Below are 19,827 nucleotides of genomic sequence, written 5' to 3'. Positions count from 1 at the left end.
TGTTAAAATGGTAGAATCAAGAGAAAATCCATATAAAAAATATCTTAGAGAAGATAGATTACCCCATATATTCTGTCCAGGCTGTGGAAATGGTATTGTAATGAATACCTTCTTTAAAGGTTTAGAAGGAACTGATATTGATTTTGATAATATTGTAATGGTTTCTGGTATAGGTTGTTCTTCAAGGGTTCCAGGTTATGTAAAATGTGACTCTCTCCATACTACTCATGGAAGGGCTTTAAGCTTTGCAACTGGTTTAAAAGTAGGGAATCCTGATTTAGATGTTGTTGTATTTACTGGTGATGGAGATGCTGCTTCTATTGGTGGAAATCATTTAATTCATGCTGCAAGAAGAAATATTAACTTAACTGTTATCTGTATAAACAACAATATTTATGGTATGACTGGTGGTCAAATTAGTCCTACTTCACCAAAAGGTAGTTTTGGTACCACTGCACCTTATGGTTCTATAGACATTCCATTTAACCTAGCTGAACTTGTTAAAGCAGCTGGCGCTTCTTATGTTGCAAGATGGACAACTACTCACCCTATTCAATTGTCTAAAGCTATTCAAAAAGGTTTAGAAAATAAGGGATTCTCATTTATTGAAGTTCTTTCTCAATGCCCTACTTATTTTGGACGTAAAAACAAACTTAAAACTCCATTGTCTATGCATCAATGGATTAAAGAGAATAGCATTAATAAAAGAAGAGCGGAAAAAATGGATGAATCTGAATTAGAAGGAAAAATTATCGTTGGTGAATTTATCAATAAACCACGTGATGAATTATGTGCTAATATAAAAAATTTAGTTGAAGAAAACTCTAAAAAGCCATTAGCTATTAAATCTGCTTACGAGGAGTTAGATTAAAATGAGAACTGAAGTTCGTATAGCTGGTTTTGGTGGTCAAGGGATTATTATGGCAGGAATCATTATTGGTAAAGCTGCTTCTCTCTTTGATAAAATTAATTCAGTACAAACTCAATCTTATGGTCCTGAAGCTCGTGGAGGAGCTTCTAGAACTGAAATTGTTGTTAGTGCTGAAGAAATTGATTATCCTAAAGTTTCAAGTCCAGACATTCTTGTTGCTATGTCTCATGAAGCTTTGATTAAATATATGGGTGATTTAAAAGATGAGGGTGTCTTAATCATTGATCCTGATATGATTGTTGAAGAAGAGATAGCTGATTTTGTAAAAGAACACAGAATCAATCTTTTCCGTGCACCTGCTACTAAAACAGCAACCAAAGATCTAGGGCTTAGAATTGTAGCAAATATTGTTATGATTGGTGCTATTGTTAAAGTAACTAATCTAGTTTCTGTTGATGCAGCAAAACAAGCTATTTTAGATAGTGTACCAAAGGGTACAGAAGATAAAAATATTCAAGCATTTGAAGCAGGTTATGCTTTAATCTAATATTTTTCATTTTCTTTTTTCTTATTTTTTAATATTTCTTATCCTATTTTTTTTGTTTTATTCTTTTATTAGTTTTTTAATCAATTATTTATTATTTTTATAAATTTTTTTATTATTTTTATTTATTTTAAATTTTACATGTAGATTTTTTAATCATTGTACTTTTTTAAATATGTTGGTATGCTGGCACTTTAATTTCCTATTTTTATAATTAATTTTAATAATAAGGAAATACAAATGATACTAATAATAAAGAAAATAAAATAGTTCTATTATACTAAAATGATATATGGAGCGATTTATAATTTTATTTTATTAATTTATATTTTATTTATAAGTATTTTTAAAATTCAATTTTAATTTGATAATTTTCATGCTTATTAGTTAGAGTGAGAAAAATGAAGTTTTTTGAACATAGTGCAAAAAAAGTTTTTGAGAGTGAAGGAATTAAAATTTTTGAAGGGCATGTTGTATATTCTCCTGAAGAAGCAATGGAAGTAGCTACTGAATTTAGCGGACCTATTGTTTTAAAATCTCAAGTGCTTGTTGGTGGAAGAGGTAAAGCTGGAGGTATTAAGTTTGCAGATAACCCTGGTGAAGCATTTGAAATAGCTAAAGAATTGTTAAGCTTAAAAATTAAAGGTGAAGAAGTAAAACATTTACTTATTGAAGAAAAAGCAGATATTAAAAAAGAATTCTTTTTAAGTGTTTCTAATAACAGAGCCAATAAAACCCCAATTATTATGGCAAGTGCTGAAGGTGGAATGGAGATTGAAGAGTTAGCAAAAACCTCTCCTGAAAAGATTATAAGATATAATGTAAATCCTTTAAAAGAATTTTTACCATATGAGGCACGTGAAATTGCTCGTAAAATGGGTGTAGGTTCTGAATTAGTTTCACCTATTGGAAATATTATTTGGGAACTTTATAATGTTTATGATAAATACGATGCAGAAATTGCTGAGATTAACCCACTTATCTTAACTGATGATGGCTTAATCGCTGCTGATGCAAAATTAGAAATTGAAAATGATGCATTGTTCCGTCACCAAGATCAAGTAAAACAAAACAGATTTAGGAAAAAAGATTTTGCTTTTGTAAAACTTGATGGAGACATTGCTGTTATTGGAAATGGTGCAGGTTTAACCTTAACTGGTATGGATATGGTTACTTTGTTTGGTGGAAAACCTGCAACTTTTTTAGATATTGGTGGTGGAGCATCTGATGGCTCTATTAGAAAGGCTTTAAATTTAGTTTTAAATTATGCTCCTGTAAAAGTAGTCTTCCTTAATGTTTTAGGAGGTATTACAAGGGCTGATGATGTTGCAAGAGGGGTTATTGCTGCTTTAGATGATAATAAACGCAAAGTTAATATTGTCATTAGGCTTACTGGTACTAATGAAGAAGAAGGTCAAAAACTATTTGAAGAAGCAGGAATTCCTTATGAGATTTCATTAGAAGAAGCTGCTAAGAAAGCTGTTAAATTATGTGAAGAAATTAAAGCAAAAGAAGCTAAATAATTATTATCATTTTTTATAAAGCTAAATAATTATTATCATTTTTTATTTTCTTTTTTTATCCTTATTTTATAATGAGTCTTGATTAGGAGTATTTTTACTTTTTATTTTCTTTTTTTTATCCTTATTTTATAATGAGTCTTGATTAGGAGTATTTTTACATTTTATTATTTTACTATTTTTTACTATTTTTTATTATTTTTAGTTCTAGTTTAATTAATTAATTTATTCTAATAAAACAACTCTACTGATTTCAGAATGTTTAGTTATTTCACGACTAGTTTCATCAGCTATTTTTTCTGCAAAATCACAAACTTCTTTAAAACTTGGCATGTTATCAAGACTTAATCTTTTTCTAGAGGATCCTACAAACATATATGCTTTCACTTCAACATATTTGGGGTTTGCTTTATTAATTAATTCACCATACTCTTTTGTATTAATCATGTTTTTGCCCTTAACTGAAGTGATTCTAATAGCTGTATTAGTATCAAAACTATTCATTAATTCAAGAGTCTTGTTTAAATTACTCCAAGCATTATTTATTTGAGGGTTACAAAGGTCTTTATACACTTTCTCATTAGGTGCATCTAAAGAAATATATAGTTGGCTTGGTTCACATTCTAAACTTCCAAGTTTTTCCCAATACATTCCATTACTTACTAGAAAAGTAGTAAAATTTTGTCTTTTAAACTCTGCTAAAAGCTCATCAATTTCAGGATATAGGGTTGGTTCTCCTGCAAGAGAAATAGCCGCATTTGTTGGTTTTTTAGACTCTTCAAGTTTTTTCTCATCTGTCTTTTTATTTCCACCAAAACCACATAGTAAATTATTTTGTGCTTTTATTGCACCTTCGATAATTGTTTTAGGATTATCATATTCACCTTCCCATTCAACACGAGTTTGACTTAAATCTCTCCAACAAAAAGAGCATTTTTGACTACAAAAAGGTACTGCAGGAGACATTTGAAGGCATCTGTGTGATTTAACACCATAAAATTGTTCTTTATAACATACTCCTTCATTAACCATGCTTTTTTTAGTCCAATGACATATTTTTGCAGCGGCATGACCATATTCTCCAACAAATCTATAACCGCTATATTCTAACTTTTCTTGTTCTTCTTTTGTAAATGTCATGCTAATCCTTTAATATTTTTTAATAATTTTTTTAATTTAAAATAATTTAAATATAATTAATTATATATATTTCATTAATATAGTAATAATTTTTTTAATTATTCTATTTATTATTTATCATACTATTAATTATTTTATTTATTGCTTATAATACTAAATTATAATTATAGTTTTATTAAGGAGGATTTAATTTGAGTCTTAAAACACCTGTTGTTATATTGAATTTTAAAACTTATTTAGAATCCAGCGGTAAAAAAGCATTAGATTTAGCTAAAGCTTTAGAAAGTGCTGGTGAGGAATCTGGTATTGCTATGGTTGCAGTACCACAAGCTATTGATGTTTATAGAATAAAAAATAAAACTAATATCCCTGTTTTAGCTCAACATATTGATGCTATATCTGCTGGAGGTCATACTGGAAGTAATTTATTTGAAAGTTTTCTTGCAAGTGGTGTTGATGGAACTTTATTAAACCACTCTGAATGTAGAATGACTCTTGCAGACATTGCAGAAATTGTTAAAAAGACTAAAGAAGCAGAACTTATCTCTTGTGTATGTACGAATAATATTGAAACTAGTATGGCAGCTGCAACTCTTGTTCCAGATTACGTTGCAGTAGAACCACCAGAACTTATTGGTACTGGAATTCCTGTATCTCAAGCAGAACCTGAAGTAGTAGAGGGCAGTGTATCTAAAGTTAAAGCTATTAATAAAGATGTAAAGGTTTTATGTGGTGCAGGTATATCAACTGGTGATGATATGGCTGCTGCTATTGAATTAGGTGCTGAAGGAGTTCTATTAGCTTCTGGAATTATTAAGGCAGAAAGTCCTAAAGATGCATTACTAGATTTAGTAAGTAAGATTTAAATTTCTGAAGATGCAGAATTAAATTTAGTAACTGAGATTTAAATTTCTGAAGATGCAGAATTAAATTTAGTAACTGAGATTTAAATTTCTGAAGATGCAGAATTAAATTTAGTAACTGAGATTTAAATTTCTAAATATACATAATTAAATTTAGCAAAGAAGATTAATTTGATAAAAATTATTTTTTGAGTGAAAGTATGGTTAATTTTAATACTATTGATGATTTTGATGTAAATGGTAAAACAGTTTTAGTTAGAATTGATATTAATTCTCCTGTTGACCCTAATTCTGGAATTATTTTAGATGATACTCGTATGAAGTTACATGCTGAAACTATTAAAGAATTATCTATGAAAGGTGCTAAAACGGTTATTCTTGCTCACCAAAGTCGTCCAGGTAAAGATGATTTTACCACATTAGAACAACATGCTACTGTTTTATCAAAAGCTATTGGTTTAGAAGTTAAATATGTTGATTCTTTATTTTCATCTAATGCAAGAGAGTCTATTATAGCTTTAGAACCCAGTCAAATATTGCTTCTTGAAAATGTTAGATTCTTTTCAGAGGAAGCATTAAAACGTTCTCCAGAAGAGGAAGCTACATCTGTACTTGTTAAAACTTTATCTCCATTAATTGATTTATTTATCAATGATGCATTTGCAGCAGCTCATAGGTCTCAAACTTCCTTAGTTGGCTTTACAAGAACTGTCCCTTCTGCAGCAGGCAGAGTTATGGAAAAAGAATTAACTATCATTGGTAATGCATTAGAAAATGTAAATCATCCTTGTGTTTTTGCATTAGGTGGTATGAAAGCTGATGATTCTATTATGGTAATAGAAAATGTTTTAGAAAATGGTACTGCCGATTATGTTCTTGTTTCAGGTCTTGTTGCTAATATATTTATTTGGGCAGCGGGATATGATATTAAATCTACAAATGAAAGGTTTATTGAAGCTAGAGGTTATCTTGATATGGTAGATAAATCTAAAGAGCTTATTGAGAAATTTGGTGATAAAATAGTTTATCCTACAGATGTTGCAGTTAGTGTTTTAGGTGATAGAGCTGATGTAACAATTGAAAATATCCCTGATGCTTCTATTTTTGATATTGGTAGAGAATCATTAATTAAATATTCTAAAATTATACTTGAAGCTAAATCTATTTTTGCAAACGGTCCTGCAGGTGTATTTGAAGATCCTAAATTTGCAATTGGTACTGAGGATATTATAAATGCAATAGCATCTTCTAAAGGTTTTTCAATTATTGGTGGGGGACATATTGCAGCAGCTACAGTTAATTTAGGTTATGGTGATAAAATGGACCATATTAGCAGTGGTGGAGGCGCTTCTATTAATATGTTGGCAGGTAAATCCTTAGCTGCAGTTGAAGCATTAAAAGATTCTAAAGAATTATTCGATGATAAGTAATATTTTTTATATTTTTATTCTCTATTTTTTTTAATATTTTTTATTCTCTTATTCTCTTTTTTTTTTTTAAATGATTTATAATAATTTCAATTAATTTATAATGAATAATCATGATAAATCAAGAAAAACTTTATTAATATTAAAGAGAAAATATTAAAGTATTGTTAAAAATTTAAAGGTAGTAAAATGACAGATGAAATTATAATGTATGAAAGTGAAAATATAAATAATATTTTAAATGAATTTAAAAATGCTTTGAAAAATGTTAAAGATACAACACCTTTAACACACTGTATTACTAACTTTGTAACGGTAAACGATTGTGCTAATGCCGCATTAGCTGTTGGAGCTTCACCAATAATGGCTGATGATAGTGAAGAAGTAGCTGAAATTGTAGATATAGCAAGTGTTCTTGTAATCAATATTGGAAAATTAAGTGAAACTCAAGTAGATGCAATCAGACTTAGTTCAGAGCATGCTAATAAAATTAATAAACCTATTGTAGTTGATCCTGTAGGTGCTGGAATAAGTGGCCTTAGAAATAGAATTACAAAAGAATTAGTAGAAAATTATAAAATTGCTGCAATTAGGGGAAATATGTCTGAAATTAAAGCTGTTGCTAAATTAATTAATTTAGATATATTGAATAATGAAAATAATGATTCTGCAGGTAAAGGAGTAGACGTTGCAGAAAGTGATATTATTTCTAAAGATAATTTAGATATTAATGGTTTAATTGTTAAGGATTTAGCTAAAGAATTAAATACTGTCATTATTGCTAGTGGGCCAATAGATATTATTTCAGATGGAGATTTAACTTTTGGCCTTAAAAATGGTGATGAAATGATGCCATTAATTACTGGTAGTGGTTGTATGTTAACTACAATTATTGGTTCATATATAGGAGCTAATGATGCATTAATTGGCACTACTGCTGCATGTACTTTAATGGCAGTTGCAGGCGAAAATGCTGCAAAATGTGTTAGAGAAAATGATTTAGGCACTGGAAGCTTTAAAACATTCTTAATTGATAATTTATATAAATTAAGTGCTAAAGAATTAGTAGAAAGAGCTAATTTATTTGAAATAAATGTTTAATTTACTTTAAGGTTGGTTTTACTTTAAAAGTAGGTTTACTTTAAAGATAGGTTTTACTTTAAATGTAGGTTTACTTTTAAGGTAGGTTTTACTTTAAAGATAGGTAAGTTGGTTAAATGATAAAAAAAGATATTGATTATTCCCTATATTTAGTTACAGATCATAAAAATAAAACTGATGAAGAAATTTTAAATATTATTGAAGAAGCTATTAAAGGCGGAACTAGTATTGTTCAAATTCGTGAAAAAACTGCTTCTACTAAAGACTTCTATAATTTAGCATTAAAAGTTAAGGAGATTACCATTAAATATGATGTTCCTTTAATAATTAATGATAGAATTGATATAGCTCTTGCAGTTGATAGTGAAGGAGTTCATATAGGTCAAGATGATATGCCTGCAGATATAGCTCGTAAAATTATTGGTGAGAATAAAGTACTAGGTGTTTCAGCTGCAACAATTGAAGAAGCTAAAAAAGCAGAAGCTGATGGTGCAGATTACATTGGCTCTGGTGCGGTATTTCCAACAGCTACTAAAGATGATGCACATTCAATATCTAAAGATGAATTGGGAGAAATTGTAAATTCTGTTAATATTCCAACAGTAGCTATTGGAGGTATTACTTTAGAAAATGCTCATGTTTTAAAAGATAGTGGCATTGCAGGATTTTCAGTTGTAAGTGCAATTATGGATGCCAAAAGTCCAAAAGAGGCTTCTAAAACCTTAAAAGAAATTTATTTTTCTTAAATACCCTTTAATTTAAATTTTCTTTTTTTCAATCTAAGATATAGGTATTTTTTAAAATTTCCATCTTTATTTTTTTATCAATTTTTCATATATTTTTCTTTTTTAAATCATTAGTTTTAATAGTAAACTATTTAAATGATACTTTACTAAATTACTATTGTTGAATATTTTTAATAATTTTTAATTTATATTTTTTAATCTATTATATTTTTTAAGTTATCATATTTTTTAGTTTATTATTTGTAAAGTATTCGCATTGTTTTATTATTTTGCCTCGGTGGCTCAGTCTGGTAGAGCGCGAGACTTGTAATCTCGTGGTCGCGGGTTCAATTCCCGTCCGAGGCTTTTTAAAAAATTAAATTTCAATTTTAAGGTATAATTAAATATATTCGCTACGATATATTTTCTTTAATTTATTAATAAAGCAATTAATTACCAAAACATTTATATATTATGTTAATACAATATAATTATGTTGTTTAATAGTTATCTTGGGACCATAGGGTAGCTTGGTCGATCCTTTGGGCTTTGGGAGCCTGAGACTCCGGTTCAAATCCGGGTGGTCCCACTTTGTGTTTGTCCCGCCTTAGCTCAATTTGGCAGAGCGTTGGACTGTAGATCCAAATGTTGCTGGTTCAAGTCCGGCAGGCGGGATTTTATTATCATTTTATAGCCTATTTTAATCTTATGAATTTTCTTTTGAATTTTCAATAAATTTTTAAAATAAGGTTCATAGAAACATTTATATATAATAATAAATATACTATTTTATGAGTATAATTTATACTCTCATAGTTTGCCCTGGTGGTGTAGGGGCTATCATGTGGGCCTGTCGAGCCCGCGACTCGGGTTCAAATCCCGGCCAGGGCGCTTAACTATAAGTTAAGTAGGATAGCCACATTGTATTCATTTGTTTAATCAGGGCCCGTAGCTCAGTCTGGCAGAGCGCTTGGCTTTTAACCAAGCGGCCGCGGGTTCAATTCCCGTCGGGCCCGCTCTGATTTTTTTTATTTATTAACTTTGCTAAATTTAAATTTTTAAATTAAGATTTTTTCCTAGATTTTTAATTTTCAATGTCTTATTTAAATCATATTTAAATTTATAGCATATTTTAATTTAGAATTTATTCTACTAGAATTATGGTTTTATTTAAACAATAAATGCTTAAGTATTAAAGTTAAATTAAGATTATTTAAAAAGATTTATGATATAAGTTTTATTCTATTTTTTATTTTTTAATATAAATCATTATCTTTCATAATTTTTGATTTATTTTATTTATTAAATAATAATCTAATTCTATGATGATGAAAAGTAAGAATTTGAAAATATCTATTGATAATTTAAATATTTAGTTTTAGTTAAAAGTTAATTTTTTTATAATGATTATTAAATAGTTTTATCGGAGGAATATTTTGGCATTTAATATATTAAACCATAGTGCTGTTCCTAAGCACGAAATTTTGTCTGATGATGAAATTGAAGAAATTTTTAAGAATGTTGATTATGATATCAGTCAACTTCCTAAAATTAAAGTAAATGATCCTGTTTCTAAAGCAATTGGTGCTGAAGAAGGTCAAGTTTTGAAAATAACTCGTCAAAGTGAAACTGCAGGTATATTTGTTACATATAGGCTTGTCAGTGGAGAAAATCATCAAAAATAATTTAGTGAAGTTTTAAAGTTAAAATTTTTAAAATTAAATTTTTAAGTTAAATTTTTAAATCAAATTTTTAAGTTAAATTTTTAAGTTAAATTTTTAAAATTAAAATTTTCAAATTAGCTTAAAACTTAATGAATTATAAAATTTAGTGAGTTATAAATTAATTATTTTTTTTATGAATTAGTTATTAATTAAATCTAATTGTATTATTTTGGAGATATTAAATGAAAAATAAGACATGGGGTTTAGTAGATTCATTTTTTGATAAATATGATATTGTAGATCATCATATTAAATCTTATAATGACTTTGTTGAAAATCGTATACAAAAAATTATTGATATTACTGAACCGATCAATATAGAAAATGAAAAAGGAAATTATACTCTTAGAACTGGTAAAATTAAAATTGAAAAACCATTTACCAAAGAAGCTGATGGTTCTAAAAGTATGATCTATCCCACTGAAGCAAGACTTAGAAATTTAAACTATTCTGCTCATATGTATTTAGAAATGGCATTACACGATAATAATAGTGATGAAGAAGAAGAATTAGAAGAAGTATATATTGGAGAATTGCCTCTTATGCTTAAATCTAGCATATGCCACTTAGATAAACTTAATGATAAAGAGTTAATGGAAAAAGGTGAAGACCCTAAAGATCCTGGAGGATACTTCATTGTAAACGGTTCTGAAAGAGCTGTTGTTACTATGGAAGAAATCGCTCCAAATAAGATTATCTTAGAGCGAATTGATGAAATTGAAGATAGACATGCAAAAGCTATTGTAACTTCAATTAAAAGTGGTTTTAGAGCAAGGATTAGTTTAGAATATAAAAAGCCACGTAAAAGCGGAGTCTTCTTAAGAATTTCTTTCCCATATGTTCCAGGTGAAATTCCATTGGTTATCTTACTTAGAGCATTAGGATTATCAACTGATCAAGAGATTATTAAAAAGATTTCAGATGACTTTAATTTCCAAATGTATATTGCAGATGATATTCAAGTTTCAGAAAAAGACTTAAAATTAGATTCTAATTTAATGAAAAATAAGACTAAAGAAGAAAGGGATGAATATTTAAGAATGGCTGCTATTAAATACATTGGTAATAGGGTAGCTAAAGGAATGACTGAAGAGTACAGAATAAAACGTGCTGAAGATGTTATAGACAGATACTTATTACCTCATATGGGTATTGAGCCTGATAAACGTTACGATAAAGCTATTTACTTAGCAGAAATGACTGAAATGTTACTTCAAGTAATTGAAGGTCAAAGAGAACCTCACGATAAGGACCATTACACTAATAAGAGATTAAGAGTTTCAGGTGACTTAATGGAAGACTTGTTTAGAGTTGCTTTCTCAAGTTTAACAAGAGATATGAGCTATCAACTTGAAAGAAGTCTATCTAGAGGTAAAGAACTTTCAATTAAACAAGCTGTTCGTTCTGATGTTTTAACTGAAAACATTAAACATGCAATAGCTACTGGTAATTGGGTAGGTGGAAGAGCTGGTGTAAGTCAGCTTTTAGATAGAGTTAGTTACATGGCAACACTTTCCCATTTAAGAAGGGTTGTTTCTCCACTTACTAGAAGTCAACCTCACTTTGAAGCTAGGGATTTGCACCCTACTCAATTTGGTAAAATATGTCCAAATGAAACTCCAGAAGGACCAAATTGTGGATTAGTAAAAAATTTAGCTCTAATGTGTAAAATATCTGAAGGTTTCGAGCCAGAAGAAGTTGTAAGTATTATTAGAGACATGGATGTAGATATGATAGATTGATTGGAGGAATTTTATGGTAAGAGCTAAAATTTATATTAATGGTAAACTTACTGGTTATTGTGATAATCCTGAAGAATTTACAGATGAAATGCGTGCTAAAAGAAGAGCTGGTGAAATTAACAATGAAATGAATATCACTTATTATGAAGATAATCATGAAATTTACATCTTCACTGATCCGGGTAGAGCTAGAAGGCCTTTAATTCTTGTAAATGAGGGTAAACCAGCATTGAATGATGAACATATGGAAGCTATTGCAAATGGCGAATTAAAATGGGATCAATTATTTGAATTAGGTATTTTAGAATACTTAGATGCTGAAGAAGAAGAGAATTCATATATTGCTATGAATTTAAGTGCATTAGATGAAGATCACACTCATTTAGAAATTGATCCTTCTACAATGCTTGGAATTTGTGCAGGAATTATTCCATTTTCAGATCACAATTCATCTCCAAGGAACACAATGGAAGCAGGGATGACAAAACAAGCATTAGGATTATATGTATCTAATTATGCTTTACGTACTGATACTCGTGCACACTTATTACACCATCCTCAAACTCCTATAGTAAAAACAAGAATTATTGATGCTATTAATTATGACTCTAGACCATCTGGTCAGAACTTAGTTGTAGCACTTATGTCCTATGAAGGATATAATATGGAAGATGCAATGATTCTTAATAAATCTTCCCTTGAAAGAGGTATGGGCAGATCTTCATTCTTTAGATCTTATGAAGCTTCTGAGAGAAGATATCCTGGTGGACAAGAGGATAAGTTTGAAGTTCCAGAAAAAGGTGTTAAAGGATACCGTTCAGAAGAATCTTACAGAAACTTAGATGAAGATGGTATTGTCAACCCAGAATCTCATGTAGAATCTGGTGATGTATTAATTGGAAAAACTTCTCCACCAAGATTCTTGGGAGAAATTGATGAATTCGGTACTGTTGCAGAGAAAAGAAGAGAAACTTCTGTTACTGTAAGACATGGTGAAAAAGGTATTGTAGATGCAGTTCTTTTAACTGAAACTGTAGAAGGAAGCAAATTAACTAAAATAAGAGTAAGAGATACAAGACAACCTGAATTTGGTGATAAATTTGCATCAAGGCATGGTCAGAAAGGTGTTGTAGGCCTTATCTTATCTCAAGATGACATTCCATTTACAGAAGATGGTGTTGTACCTGATATTATTGTAAACCCCCATGCTATCCCTTCAAGGATGTCTGTAGGTCAAGTATTAGAAATGGTTGCAGGTAAGGCAGGTTGTATGGAAGGACATCGTATGGATGGTACTCCATTTAATGATGATACAGAATCTGAAATTAAAAAGGCACTTAAAGAAAATGGTTTCGAATCTGCAGGATGCGAATCTTTATACAATGGAGTAAGTGGAGAACGTATTGAAGCTGAAATATTTGTAGGTGTTGCATATTACCAAAAATTACACCACATGACAACTGATAAAGTTTATGCTCGTTCAACTGGTCCGGTACAAGTACTTACAAGACAACCAACAGAAGGTAGGGCACGTGAAGGTGGACTAAGATTTGGAGAAATGGAAAGGGACTGTCTTATTGCACATGGTGCTGCTCTTGCATTAAAAGAAAGGCTTTTAGATGAATCTGATAAATATGAAGCAGTTGTTTGTAATGAATGTGGAATGTTAGCGGTATATGATAAGAACAAGCGTAAAATGTATTGTCCAATTTGTGGAGATTCTGAAACTTATCCTGTTGAAATTTCATATGCATTTAAATTATTATTAGATGAGCTTAAAAGTTTATGTATTTTCCCTAAATTAATTCTTGGGGACAAAGCTTAAGAAATAAGGTGTTGAAATAAAAATAAATTTTTTAAGGAGCCAATATTTTGAAAGGAATTATTAAAAAAATTGACCAAATTAATTTTGGATTGATGTCACCGGAACAGATTAGGGAAATGTCTGTTGTAAAAATAGAAAGGCCTGATACTTATGATGAGGATGGTTATCCAATTGAATCTGGTCTTATGGATTCTCGTTTAGGTGTTATTGACCCTAGTTTAAAATGTAGAACTTGCGGTGAAAAGGGTGGAGAATGCCAAGGTCACTTTGGTATGATTGAGCTTGCAAGACCAGTTATTCACGTTGGTTTTGGTGATGATATTCATAAAATCTTACGTTCTACATGCTCAGAATGTGGACGTGTTCTTTTAGAAGAAGATGAAATTGAAGAGTTCAGTGAAAAAATGCAAGAACTCAATGAAGCTGGTGAAAGTGTAGAAGAGCTTGTAAAAGAAGTTTATAAAATCTGCAAAGACAAAAAAACTAAAGAAATTTGCCCACATTGCGGTTCAGAACAAGAGGATATTAAACTTGTAAAACCTATCGATATTATTGAAGTTAGAAGACAATATGATGAGGATAGAAATCCTTTAACTAATGATGACGGTTCTTATCAAACAGAGGATTATGATCTAACTGCATCTGAAGTACGTGAAAAACTTCAACGTATTCCTGATGGTGATGCTTATGTTTTAGGTGTTAATCCTGAAGTTGCACGTCCTGAATGGATGGTACTTACAGTTTTACCGGTTCCCCCTGTAACCGTAAGACCTTCAATTACTCTTGATACTGGTGAAAGGTCTGAAGATGACTTAACCCATAAATTAGTTGATATTTTAAGAATCAACCAAAGGTTAATTGAAAATATGGATGCTGGTGCTCCACAACTTATTGTAGAGGACCTTTGGAAATTACTCCAATACCATGTTACAACTTACTTTGATAATGAAGCATCTGGTGTTCCTCCTGCAAGGCATAGAAGTGGCAGGCCACTTAAAACCTTAGCTCAAAGATTAAAAGGGAAAGAAGGAAGATTCAGAAGTAATTTATCTGGTAAACGTGTAAACTTCTCAGCACGTACTGTAATTTCACCTGACCCAAATATTAGTATCAATGAAGTTGGTGTTCCTGAAATGATTGCAAAAGAGGTAACTGTACCTACTTATGTAAATGAATGGAATATTGATGAGTTAAGAGAAGCTATTTTAAATGGTCCTAATGTTCATCCTGGTGCTAACTATGTTAAAAAGAACATTAATGATAAAGAGATGAAAGTTAGAGTTTTAGATGCTAATAAGGAGGTAGTTGTTGAGAACCTTGAATTGGGGGATGTTGTAATGAGACATCTAAAGGATGGGGATATTGTTTTGTTTAACCGTCAACCATCTCTTCACAGAATGAGTATGATGGCTCATGAAGTAAGGGTACTTCCATATAAGACTTTCAGATTAAATCTTTGTGTATGCCCTCCATACAATGCGGACTTTGATGGAGACGAAATGAATATGCACGTTTTCCAAACTGATGAGTCTCGTGCAGAAGCAAAATCTTTAATGAGGGTACAGGAGCATATTTTATCTCCAAGGTTTGGTGGACCGATTATTGGTGCGATTCACGACCACATTAGTGGAGCTTACCTTTTAACTCGTGATGGTTCTGAATTCAGTGAAGAGCAAGCATTCCAAGCTATTCGTAAATCACATCTTTTAAACAATCCTCATGTTGATAAAAAGCATTTAAAACGTAAAAACCGTAACTGGACAGGTAAGGAATTATTTAGTTTATTACTTCCAGATAATCTTAACATGAATTATAAGGCTGAGATTTGTAGAAAATGTGAAGAGTGTCAAAAAGAAAATTGTCAATATGATGCATTTGTAGTAATTAAAGACGGTCAATTAACTCATGGGGTTATCGATGAAGCAGCATATGGTTCTTTCTCAGGTAAAATCTTAGATACAATCGTTAAAGAATATGGTCCTTCTCGTGCAAAAGAGTTCTTAGACCGCGCTACTGACTTAGCTATCTGTGGAATTATGAAAACTGGTATTACTACCGGTACCAATGATGAAGAAATTCCTGAAGAGGCTATTGAGGTTATCAATGCCCACTTAGATAAAGCTGAACAAGAGGTAGATAAATTAATTTCAACATATGAAGAAGGTTTGCTTCAACCTTTACCAGGTAGAAGTGCAGAAGAAACTTTAGAAATGCGTATTGTTCAAGTTCTTGGGGAAGCAAGGGACACTGCTGGTGAAATTGCTGAAGGTTACCTTACTATGGGTAAGCAATCTCCAGATGACTCATATGATTATGGAATGGCTGTTGAAAACCACTCTGTTGTAATGGCTCGTACTGGTGCAAGGGCATCTATGTTAAACCTTGCTCAGATTACTGCTTGTGTAGGGCAACAATCTGTTCGTGGTGGACGTATTACAAGAGGATACTTAGCTAGACCTTTACCTCACTTTAGAAAACATGAGTTAGGAGCAAAAGCTAAAGGATTTGTACATTCCAGTTATAAAGAAGGGTTGGACCCTGTTGAATTTTTCTTCCATGCTATGGGTGGAAGAGAAGGTCTTGTAGATACTGCTATTCGTACAGCACAATCTGGTTACATGCAAAGAAGACTTGTAAATGCACTTGAAGATTTAAATGTAAGATCTGATGGATTAGTTACTGATAATAAAGGTCAAGTTATTCAAAGTGTATTTGGTGAAGAAGGTATTGACCCTGCTAAAAGTGACTTTGGTCATGTAGCGAACTTAGATAAACTTATTGATGAGATGCGTATTAAAAATGATATGTCTAAAGCAGGTAAAAATGCTGAAAAGGGCATGGAGAAAGCTTAATGGTTAGGAGGCAATTTTATGGCTGATAAAAATGAAACATCTCAAGCAATTGTCAATGTTGAAGAATTGTTTAAAAAGAATAAAATTGATTTTTCTGATAGTTATGTTAAGAATTTCCAACAGGATTATGATAATAATGAATTAAGCTATGAGGAATTAGATGATTTAATTGATTCAATTAAAACTGTTGAAAAGGCATTTAAAAAGAATAAAGTCAAGTCATCTGAAATTTATCTAATCCGCTTATCACAACTTTACAGTGATGGGGAATTAGATGATGATGAGTTAAATTCTTTGATTTCTAGAATTCTTCTTGTAGAGGAAATATTTGAAAATAATGGAATGGATATTTCAAAGACTGATATTATTGAATCTGCAATTACTTTCACTAAAGAAAAATTACTATACAATGAGTTAAATACATTGGTTCTTCTTGAAAAAGAGCTTGCAATTAATGATATTGAATATTCTAAAGATAATAATATTTATTTAATTAAAGCTCTTGAAGAAGAGCTTAGTGTTGAACAATATAATCTTCTACCTGAAACTATTTCTAAAGTTCTAGATGTAATTGAGAAAAATCAAATCAATTTTCCTCCAAGTTATATTAAGGATTTAGTAAGAGTTTATATAAAAAGGGACTTAAGTTATGATGAGTTAAATGAATTAGTACTTAAAGTTAATGAAGCTTATGGAAGGGCTTATATTGAGGCAGGAGAAGCAGTAGGTACAGTTGCAGCTCAATCTGTAGGTGAACCTGGTACTCAAATGACCATGCGTACTTTTCACTATGCAGGGGTAGCTGAGTTAAACGTAACTCTTGGGCTTCCAAGGTTAATTGAAATTGTAGATGCTAGGAAAAAGATTTCAACACCTACTATGGATATTTTCTTTGAAGATGAATACAAAAATGATGAAGAATTTGTTAGAAAATTAGCAAATAAAATTGGTAAAAGTACTATAAATGATATATTATTAGATTTCAACTTAGATTATGGTAGTATGCAAGTTGTTGCTACCCTTGATCCAAATAAAATTCAATCTAGAAGATTAGACTATGATAATATCATTGCGCATGTTGAAAAAATATTTAAGAAAGTTGAAATTGAAGATGATTATAAATTAACCTTTAAACCTAAAAATGCTACTATCAGGGAAATTAGGCTTCTTGCAGATAAAGTTCGTGATTTGCAGATTAGTGGAACTAAAGGTATTGGTAAAGTTATTATCCGTAAAGGTGATGATGAATGGATTATTCATACCGAAGGTTCTAATCTTAAAGCAATATTTAATGAAGAAGGTATTGATAAAGCAAGGTCAAGCACCAATGATATTCATGAAATTGAAACTGTCTTAGGTATTGAAGCTGCTCGTAATGCAATTGTTCATGAGCTTAACCGTACCTTATCAGACCAAGGTTTAACTGTTGATATTAGACATATCATGTTAGTTGCTGATATGATGACTTCTGAAGGTGTAGTAAAATCTATTGGAAGACATGGTATTAGTGGTGAAAAATCAAGTGTTCTTGCTCGTGCAGCATTTGAAGAAACTGGTAAACATTTACTTCATGCAAGTATTAGAGGAGAAATGGATGATTTAACTGGTATTATTGAAAACATTATCATTGGTCAACCAATACCATTAGGTACTGGATCAGTAAGTGTAACAATGAAACCAGATGTATATTAAAATTAAAAATTTAAATTTTTTAATTGAATTATTTAATTTGATAAGTCTTTGATTTGTTAAATTACTTAATTTAATTTTTTTATAATTTAAATTACTTAATCTAATTTTTTTATAATTTAAATTACTTAATTTAATTTTTTATAACTTAAATTTTTTATAATTTAAATTACTTAATTTAAATTTTTTATATTTCTATAATTTTGAGTAATATTTTCATATTCATAGTTATTCTTATTTAATGAACTAATAATTTAAGAATAATTTTATTTAGAATATTCTATTAAAAAATCAATAAATTATAAAATAATAATAGATATTATTAGAAAAATCAATAAATTATAAATAATAAATATTATTAAAAAAATTAATAAATTATAAATAATAGATATTATTATAATTAAAATGTAATAGTTTAATTTTGATATTTGTTATTTAATTTTATTTTATTTAATAGCACATATTTTATTACTCTATGAAATAAATTTATCTTGAGTAAGATATGGTTTATCTTAAGATGATATTATTTATTATCCTTTGATAGAATTTTCTTATCTTGAGAAAGATGATTTTTTAAATTAAAATTTAGGAGGCAGATGATGGATATAGAAAGAGGAATAAGAGTTGCAGTAGACACAGGTGATGTCACTCTCGGCTCAGAAAAATCTATTCAATCTTTAAAATTAGGTAAAGGTAGACTTGCAGTTGTTGCATCTAACAGTCCTAAAGAAATTTTAGAAGATGTAGAATATTATGCAAATCTCTCTGAAATTCCTTACATTGTATATGAAGGTACAAGTGTAGACTTAGGTTCTGTTTGTGGTAAACCATTTACTGTTGCTACTTTAATCATAAACGATCCAGGAGATTCTACTATCTTATAAGCAATGGGGTAGATTTTGTGTCTATTAAATTTAATGCAAATGAAATCCGTTTCATAGCTCTCTTTGAGAGTATGACTGGTGCAATGGTTAAAGATTGTATCCTTGATGATGAAAATACCAAAGTAACTTTTGTCGTTAAGAATGGTGATATGGGTTTAGCTATCGGTAAAGGTGGAAGCACCGTAACCAAAGTTAAAAAAGCAGTAGGTAGAGAAGTAGAAATCATTGAGTATAATGAAGATTCAGCTCAATTTATTAAAAATATTTTATCTCCTGCAGAGTTAAAATCCATTAAGATTGTTGAGAAAAACAACAATGAAAAAATAGCTCTTGTTAATACAGATTCTTCTAATAAAAGAATAGCTATTGGTAAAAATGGTATTAACATTGAAAGAGCAAAATTATTAGCAAAAAGACAACATGAAATAAATAACATTATTTTAAAATAGGTTATTTTTCTAGTATAGTATTATTTTAAAATAGGTTGTTCTCTAGTATAATATTATTTTAAAATAGGTTATTTTTCTAGTATAATATTATTTTAACCTTGTAGAAACCATGTAAAATTTAGATTAATATAGAATTTTTTCACTTGTTTTATTTAAACAATCATTTTAGACTCTTTATTTTTATTTTTAGTATTAATTCAAATATTTTAAAAGAGGGTTTCTACAAGACTATTATTTTAAAATAAGCTATTTTCTAATAGTTTTGTTTTGCATTACTCTTTATGATTAATTTTACATAATCTAAATTATAATAATTTTAGATTATGTTAAATCTTTTTTTATTTTTTTTATTTTAACTTATTATAATTTTATTCAAAAACCAAACATTTATTAATAAAGTTAATATAATATATTATTATAATAGGTTATATTATATTTTATTAGCATTTTTTCAATTAATTCAATGTTAAT

The 19,827-nt window shown here is 29.7% G+C and carries 15 protein-coding genes and 5 tRNA genes; 19 read left to right on the top strand and 1 reads right to left on the bottom strand.

Annotation, left to right across the window (positions count from 1 at the left end; genetic code table 11):
* The first annotated feature begins 7 nt into the window (after positions 1-7).
* The 3 genes from BM020_RS01070 to sucC all read left to right on the top strand — a co-directional run bounded on the left by BM020_RS01070 (position 8) and on the right by sucC (position 2,938).
* Positions 8-871, top strand: coding sequence for a 2-oxoacid:ferredoxin oxidoreductase subunit beta (locus tag BM020_RS01070; protein WP_067147446.1), 864 nt, complete (start codon positions 8-10; stop codon positions 869-871).
* A gap of 1 nt (position 872) precedes the next feature.
* Complete coding sequence (locus BM020_RS01065; RefSeq protein ID WP_067147443.1) at positions 873-1,418, top strand: 2-oxoacid:ferredoxin oxidoreductase subunit gamma; 546 nt, start codon at positions 873-875, stop codon at positions 1,416-1,418.
* Between the two features lie 398 nt (positions 1,419-1,816).
* On the top strand, positions 1,817-2,938 hold the full coding sequence (gene sucC / locus BM020_RS01060) for an ADP-forming succinate--CoA ligase subunit beta (protein WP_074797937.1): 1,122 nt from the start codon (positions 1,817-1,819) through the stop codon (positions 2,936-2,938).
* Positions 2,939-3,160: 222 nt separating this feature from the next.
* Here the strand turns inward: sucC and twy1 are convergent, their stop codons facing one another.
* Positions 3,161-4,075, bottom strand: a complete 915-nt coding sequence (gene twy1, locus BM020_RS01055; RefSeq protein WP_067147437.1) for a 4-demethylwyosine synthase TYW1 — start codon at positions 4,073-4,075, stop codon at positions 3,161-3,163.
* 191 nt (positions 4,076-4,266) lie between these two features.
* Between twy1 and tpiA the strand changes: the two genes are divergently transcribed.
* The 16 genes from tpiA to BM020_RS00975 all read left to right on the top strand — a co-directional run bounded on the left by tpiA (position 4,267) and on the right by BM020_RS00975 (position 19,356).
* Positions 4,267-4,941, top strand: coding sequence for a triose-phosphate isomerase (gene tpiA, locus BM020_RS01050; protein WP_074797935.1), 675 nt, complete (start codon positions 4,267-4,269; stop codon positions 4,939-4,941).
* 197 nt (positions 4,942-5,138) lie between these two features.
* On the top strand, positions 5,139-6,368 hold the full coding sequence (locus tag BM020_RS01045; protein WP_067147431.1) for a phosphoglycerate kinase: 1,230 nt from the start codon (positions 5,139-5,141) through the stop codon (positions 6,366-6,368).
* 186 nt (positions 6,369-6,554) lie between these two features.
* Complete coding sequence (gene thiM / locus BM020_RS01040; RefSeq protein WP_082762151.1) at positions 6,555-7,466, top strand: hydroxyethylthiazole kinase; 912 nt, start codon at positions 6,555-6,557, stop codon at positions 7,464-7,466.
* Between the two features lie 116 nt (positions 7,467-7,582).
* Complete coding sequence (gene thiE / locus BM020_RS01035) at positions 7,583-8,212, top strand: thiamine phosphate synthase (protein WP_067147428.1); 630 nt, start codon at positions 7,583-7,585, stop codon at positions 8,210-8,212.
* 271 nt (positions 8,213-8,483) lie between these two features.
* A tRNA-Thr gene (locus tag BM020_RS01030) sits at positions 8,484-8,557 on the top strand.
* Between the two features lie 148 nt (positions 8,558-8,705).
* A tRNA-Pro gene (locus BM020_RS01025) sits at positions 8,706-8,780 on the top strand.
* Between the two features lie 12 nt (positions 8,781-8,792).
* Positions 8,793-8,866: transfer RNA gene (locus BM020_RS01020), tRNA-Tyr, on the top strand.
* Positions 8,867-9,010: 144 nt separating this feature from the next.
* Positions 9,011-9,082, top strand: a tRNA-Asp gene (locus BM020_RS01015).
* A gap of 51 nt (positions 9,083-9,133) precedes the next feature.
* A tRNA-Lys gene (locus BM020_RS01010) sits at positions 9,134-9,207 on the top strand.
* A gap of 420 nt (positions 9,208-9,627) precedes the next feature.
* On the top strand, positions 9,628-9,876 hold the full coding sequence (locus BM020_RS01005) for a DNA-directed RNA polymerase subunit H (protein ID WP_067147425.1): 249 nt from the start codon (positions 9,628-9,630) through the stop codon (positions 9,874-9,876).
* A 221-nt stretch (positions 9,877-10,097) separates the two neighbouring features.
* Positions 10,098-11,657, top strand: coding sequence for a DNA-directed RNA polymerase subunit B'' (locus tag BM020_RS01000; RefSeq protein ID WP_074797932.1), 1,560 nt, complete (start codon positions 10,098-10,100; stop codon positions 11,655-11,657).
* Between the two features lie 13 nt (positions 11,658-11,670).
* Positions 11,671-13,482, top strand: a complete 1,812-nt coding sequence (rpoB, locus tag BM020_RS00995; protein WP_067147420.1) for a DNA-directed RNA polymerase subunit B — start codon at positions 11,671-11,673, stop codon at positions 13,480-13,482.
* 47 nt (positions 13,483-13,529) lie between these two features.
* Positions 13,530-16,334 carry a DNA-directed RNA polymerase subunit A' gene (locus BM020_RS00990; protein ID WP_067147417.1) on the top strand — a complete coding sequence of 935 codons (2,805 nt, stop codon included), beginning with the start codon at positions 13,530-13,532 and terminating at the stop codon, positions 16,332-16,334.
* A gap of 342 nt (positions 16,335-16,676) precedes the next feature.
* Positions 16,677-18,026, top strand: coding sequence for a DNA-directed RNA polymerase subunit A'' (rpoA2, locus tag BM020_RS00985; RefSeq protein WP_082762237.1), 1,350 nt, complete (start codon positions 16,677-16,679; stop codon positions 18,024-18,026).
* A 593-nt stretch (positions 18,027-18,619) separates the two neighbouring features.
* Positions 18,620-18,907, top strand: coding sequence for a 50S ribosomal protein L30e (locus BM020_RS00980; RefSeq protein WP_200781234.1), 288 nt, complete (start codon positions 18,620-18,622; stop codon positions 18,905-18,907).
* Between the two features lie 17 nt (positions 18,908-18,924).
* Positions 18,925-19,356 (top strand): NusA-like transcription termination signal-binding factor, encoded by a 432-nt coding sequence (locus BM020_RS00975; RefSeq protein WP_067147411.1) that lies wholly within the window; start codon positions 18,925-18,927, stop codon positions 19,354-19,356.
* The last annotated feature ends 471 nt before the right edge of the window (positions 19,357-19,827 follow it).

The sequence above is a fragment of the Methanobrevibacter olleyae genome, from assembly GCF_900114585.1.
Taxonomy (GTDB): domain Archaea; phylum Methanobacteriota; class Methanobacteria; order Methanobacteriales; family Methanobacteriaceae; genus Methanobrevibacter; species Methanobrevibacter olleyae.
The sequence above is the reverse complement of the archived record's forward strand: the minus strand, read 5'-3'. Positions and strand labels throughout refer to the sequence as shown.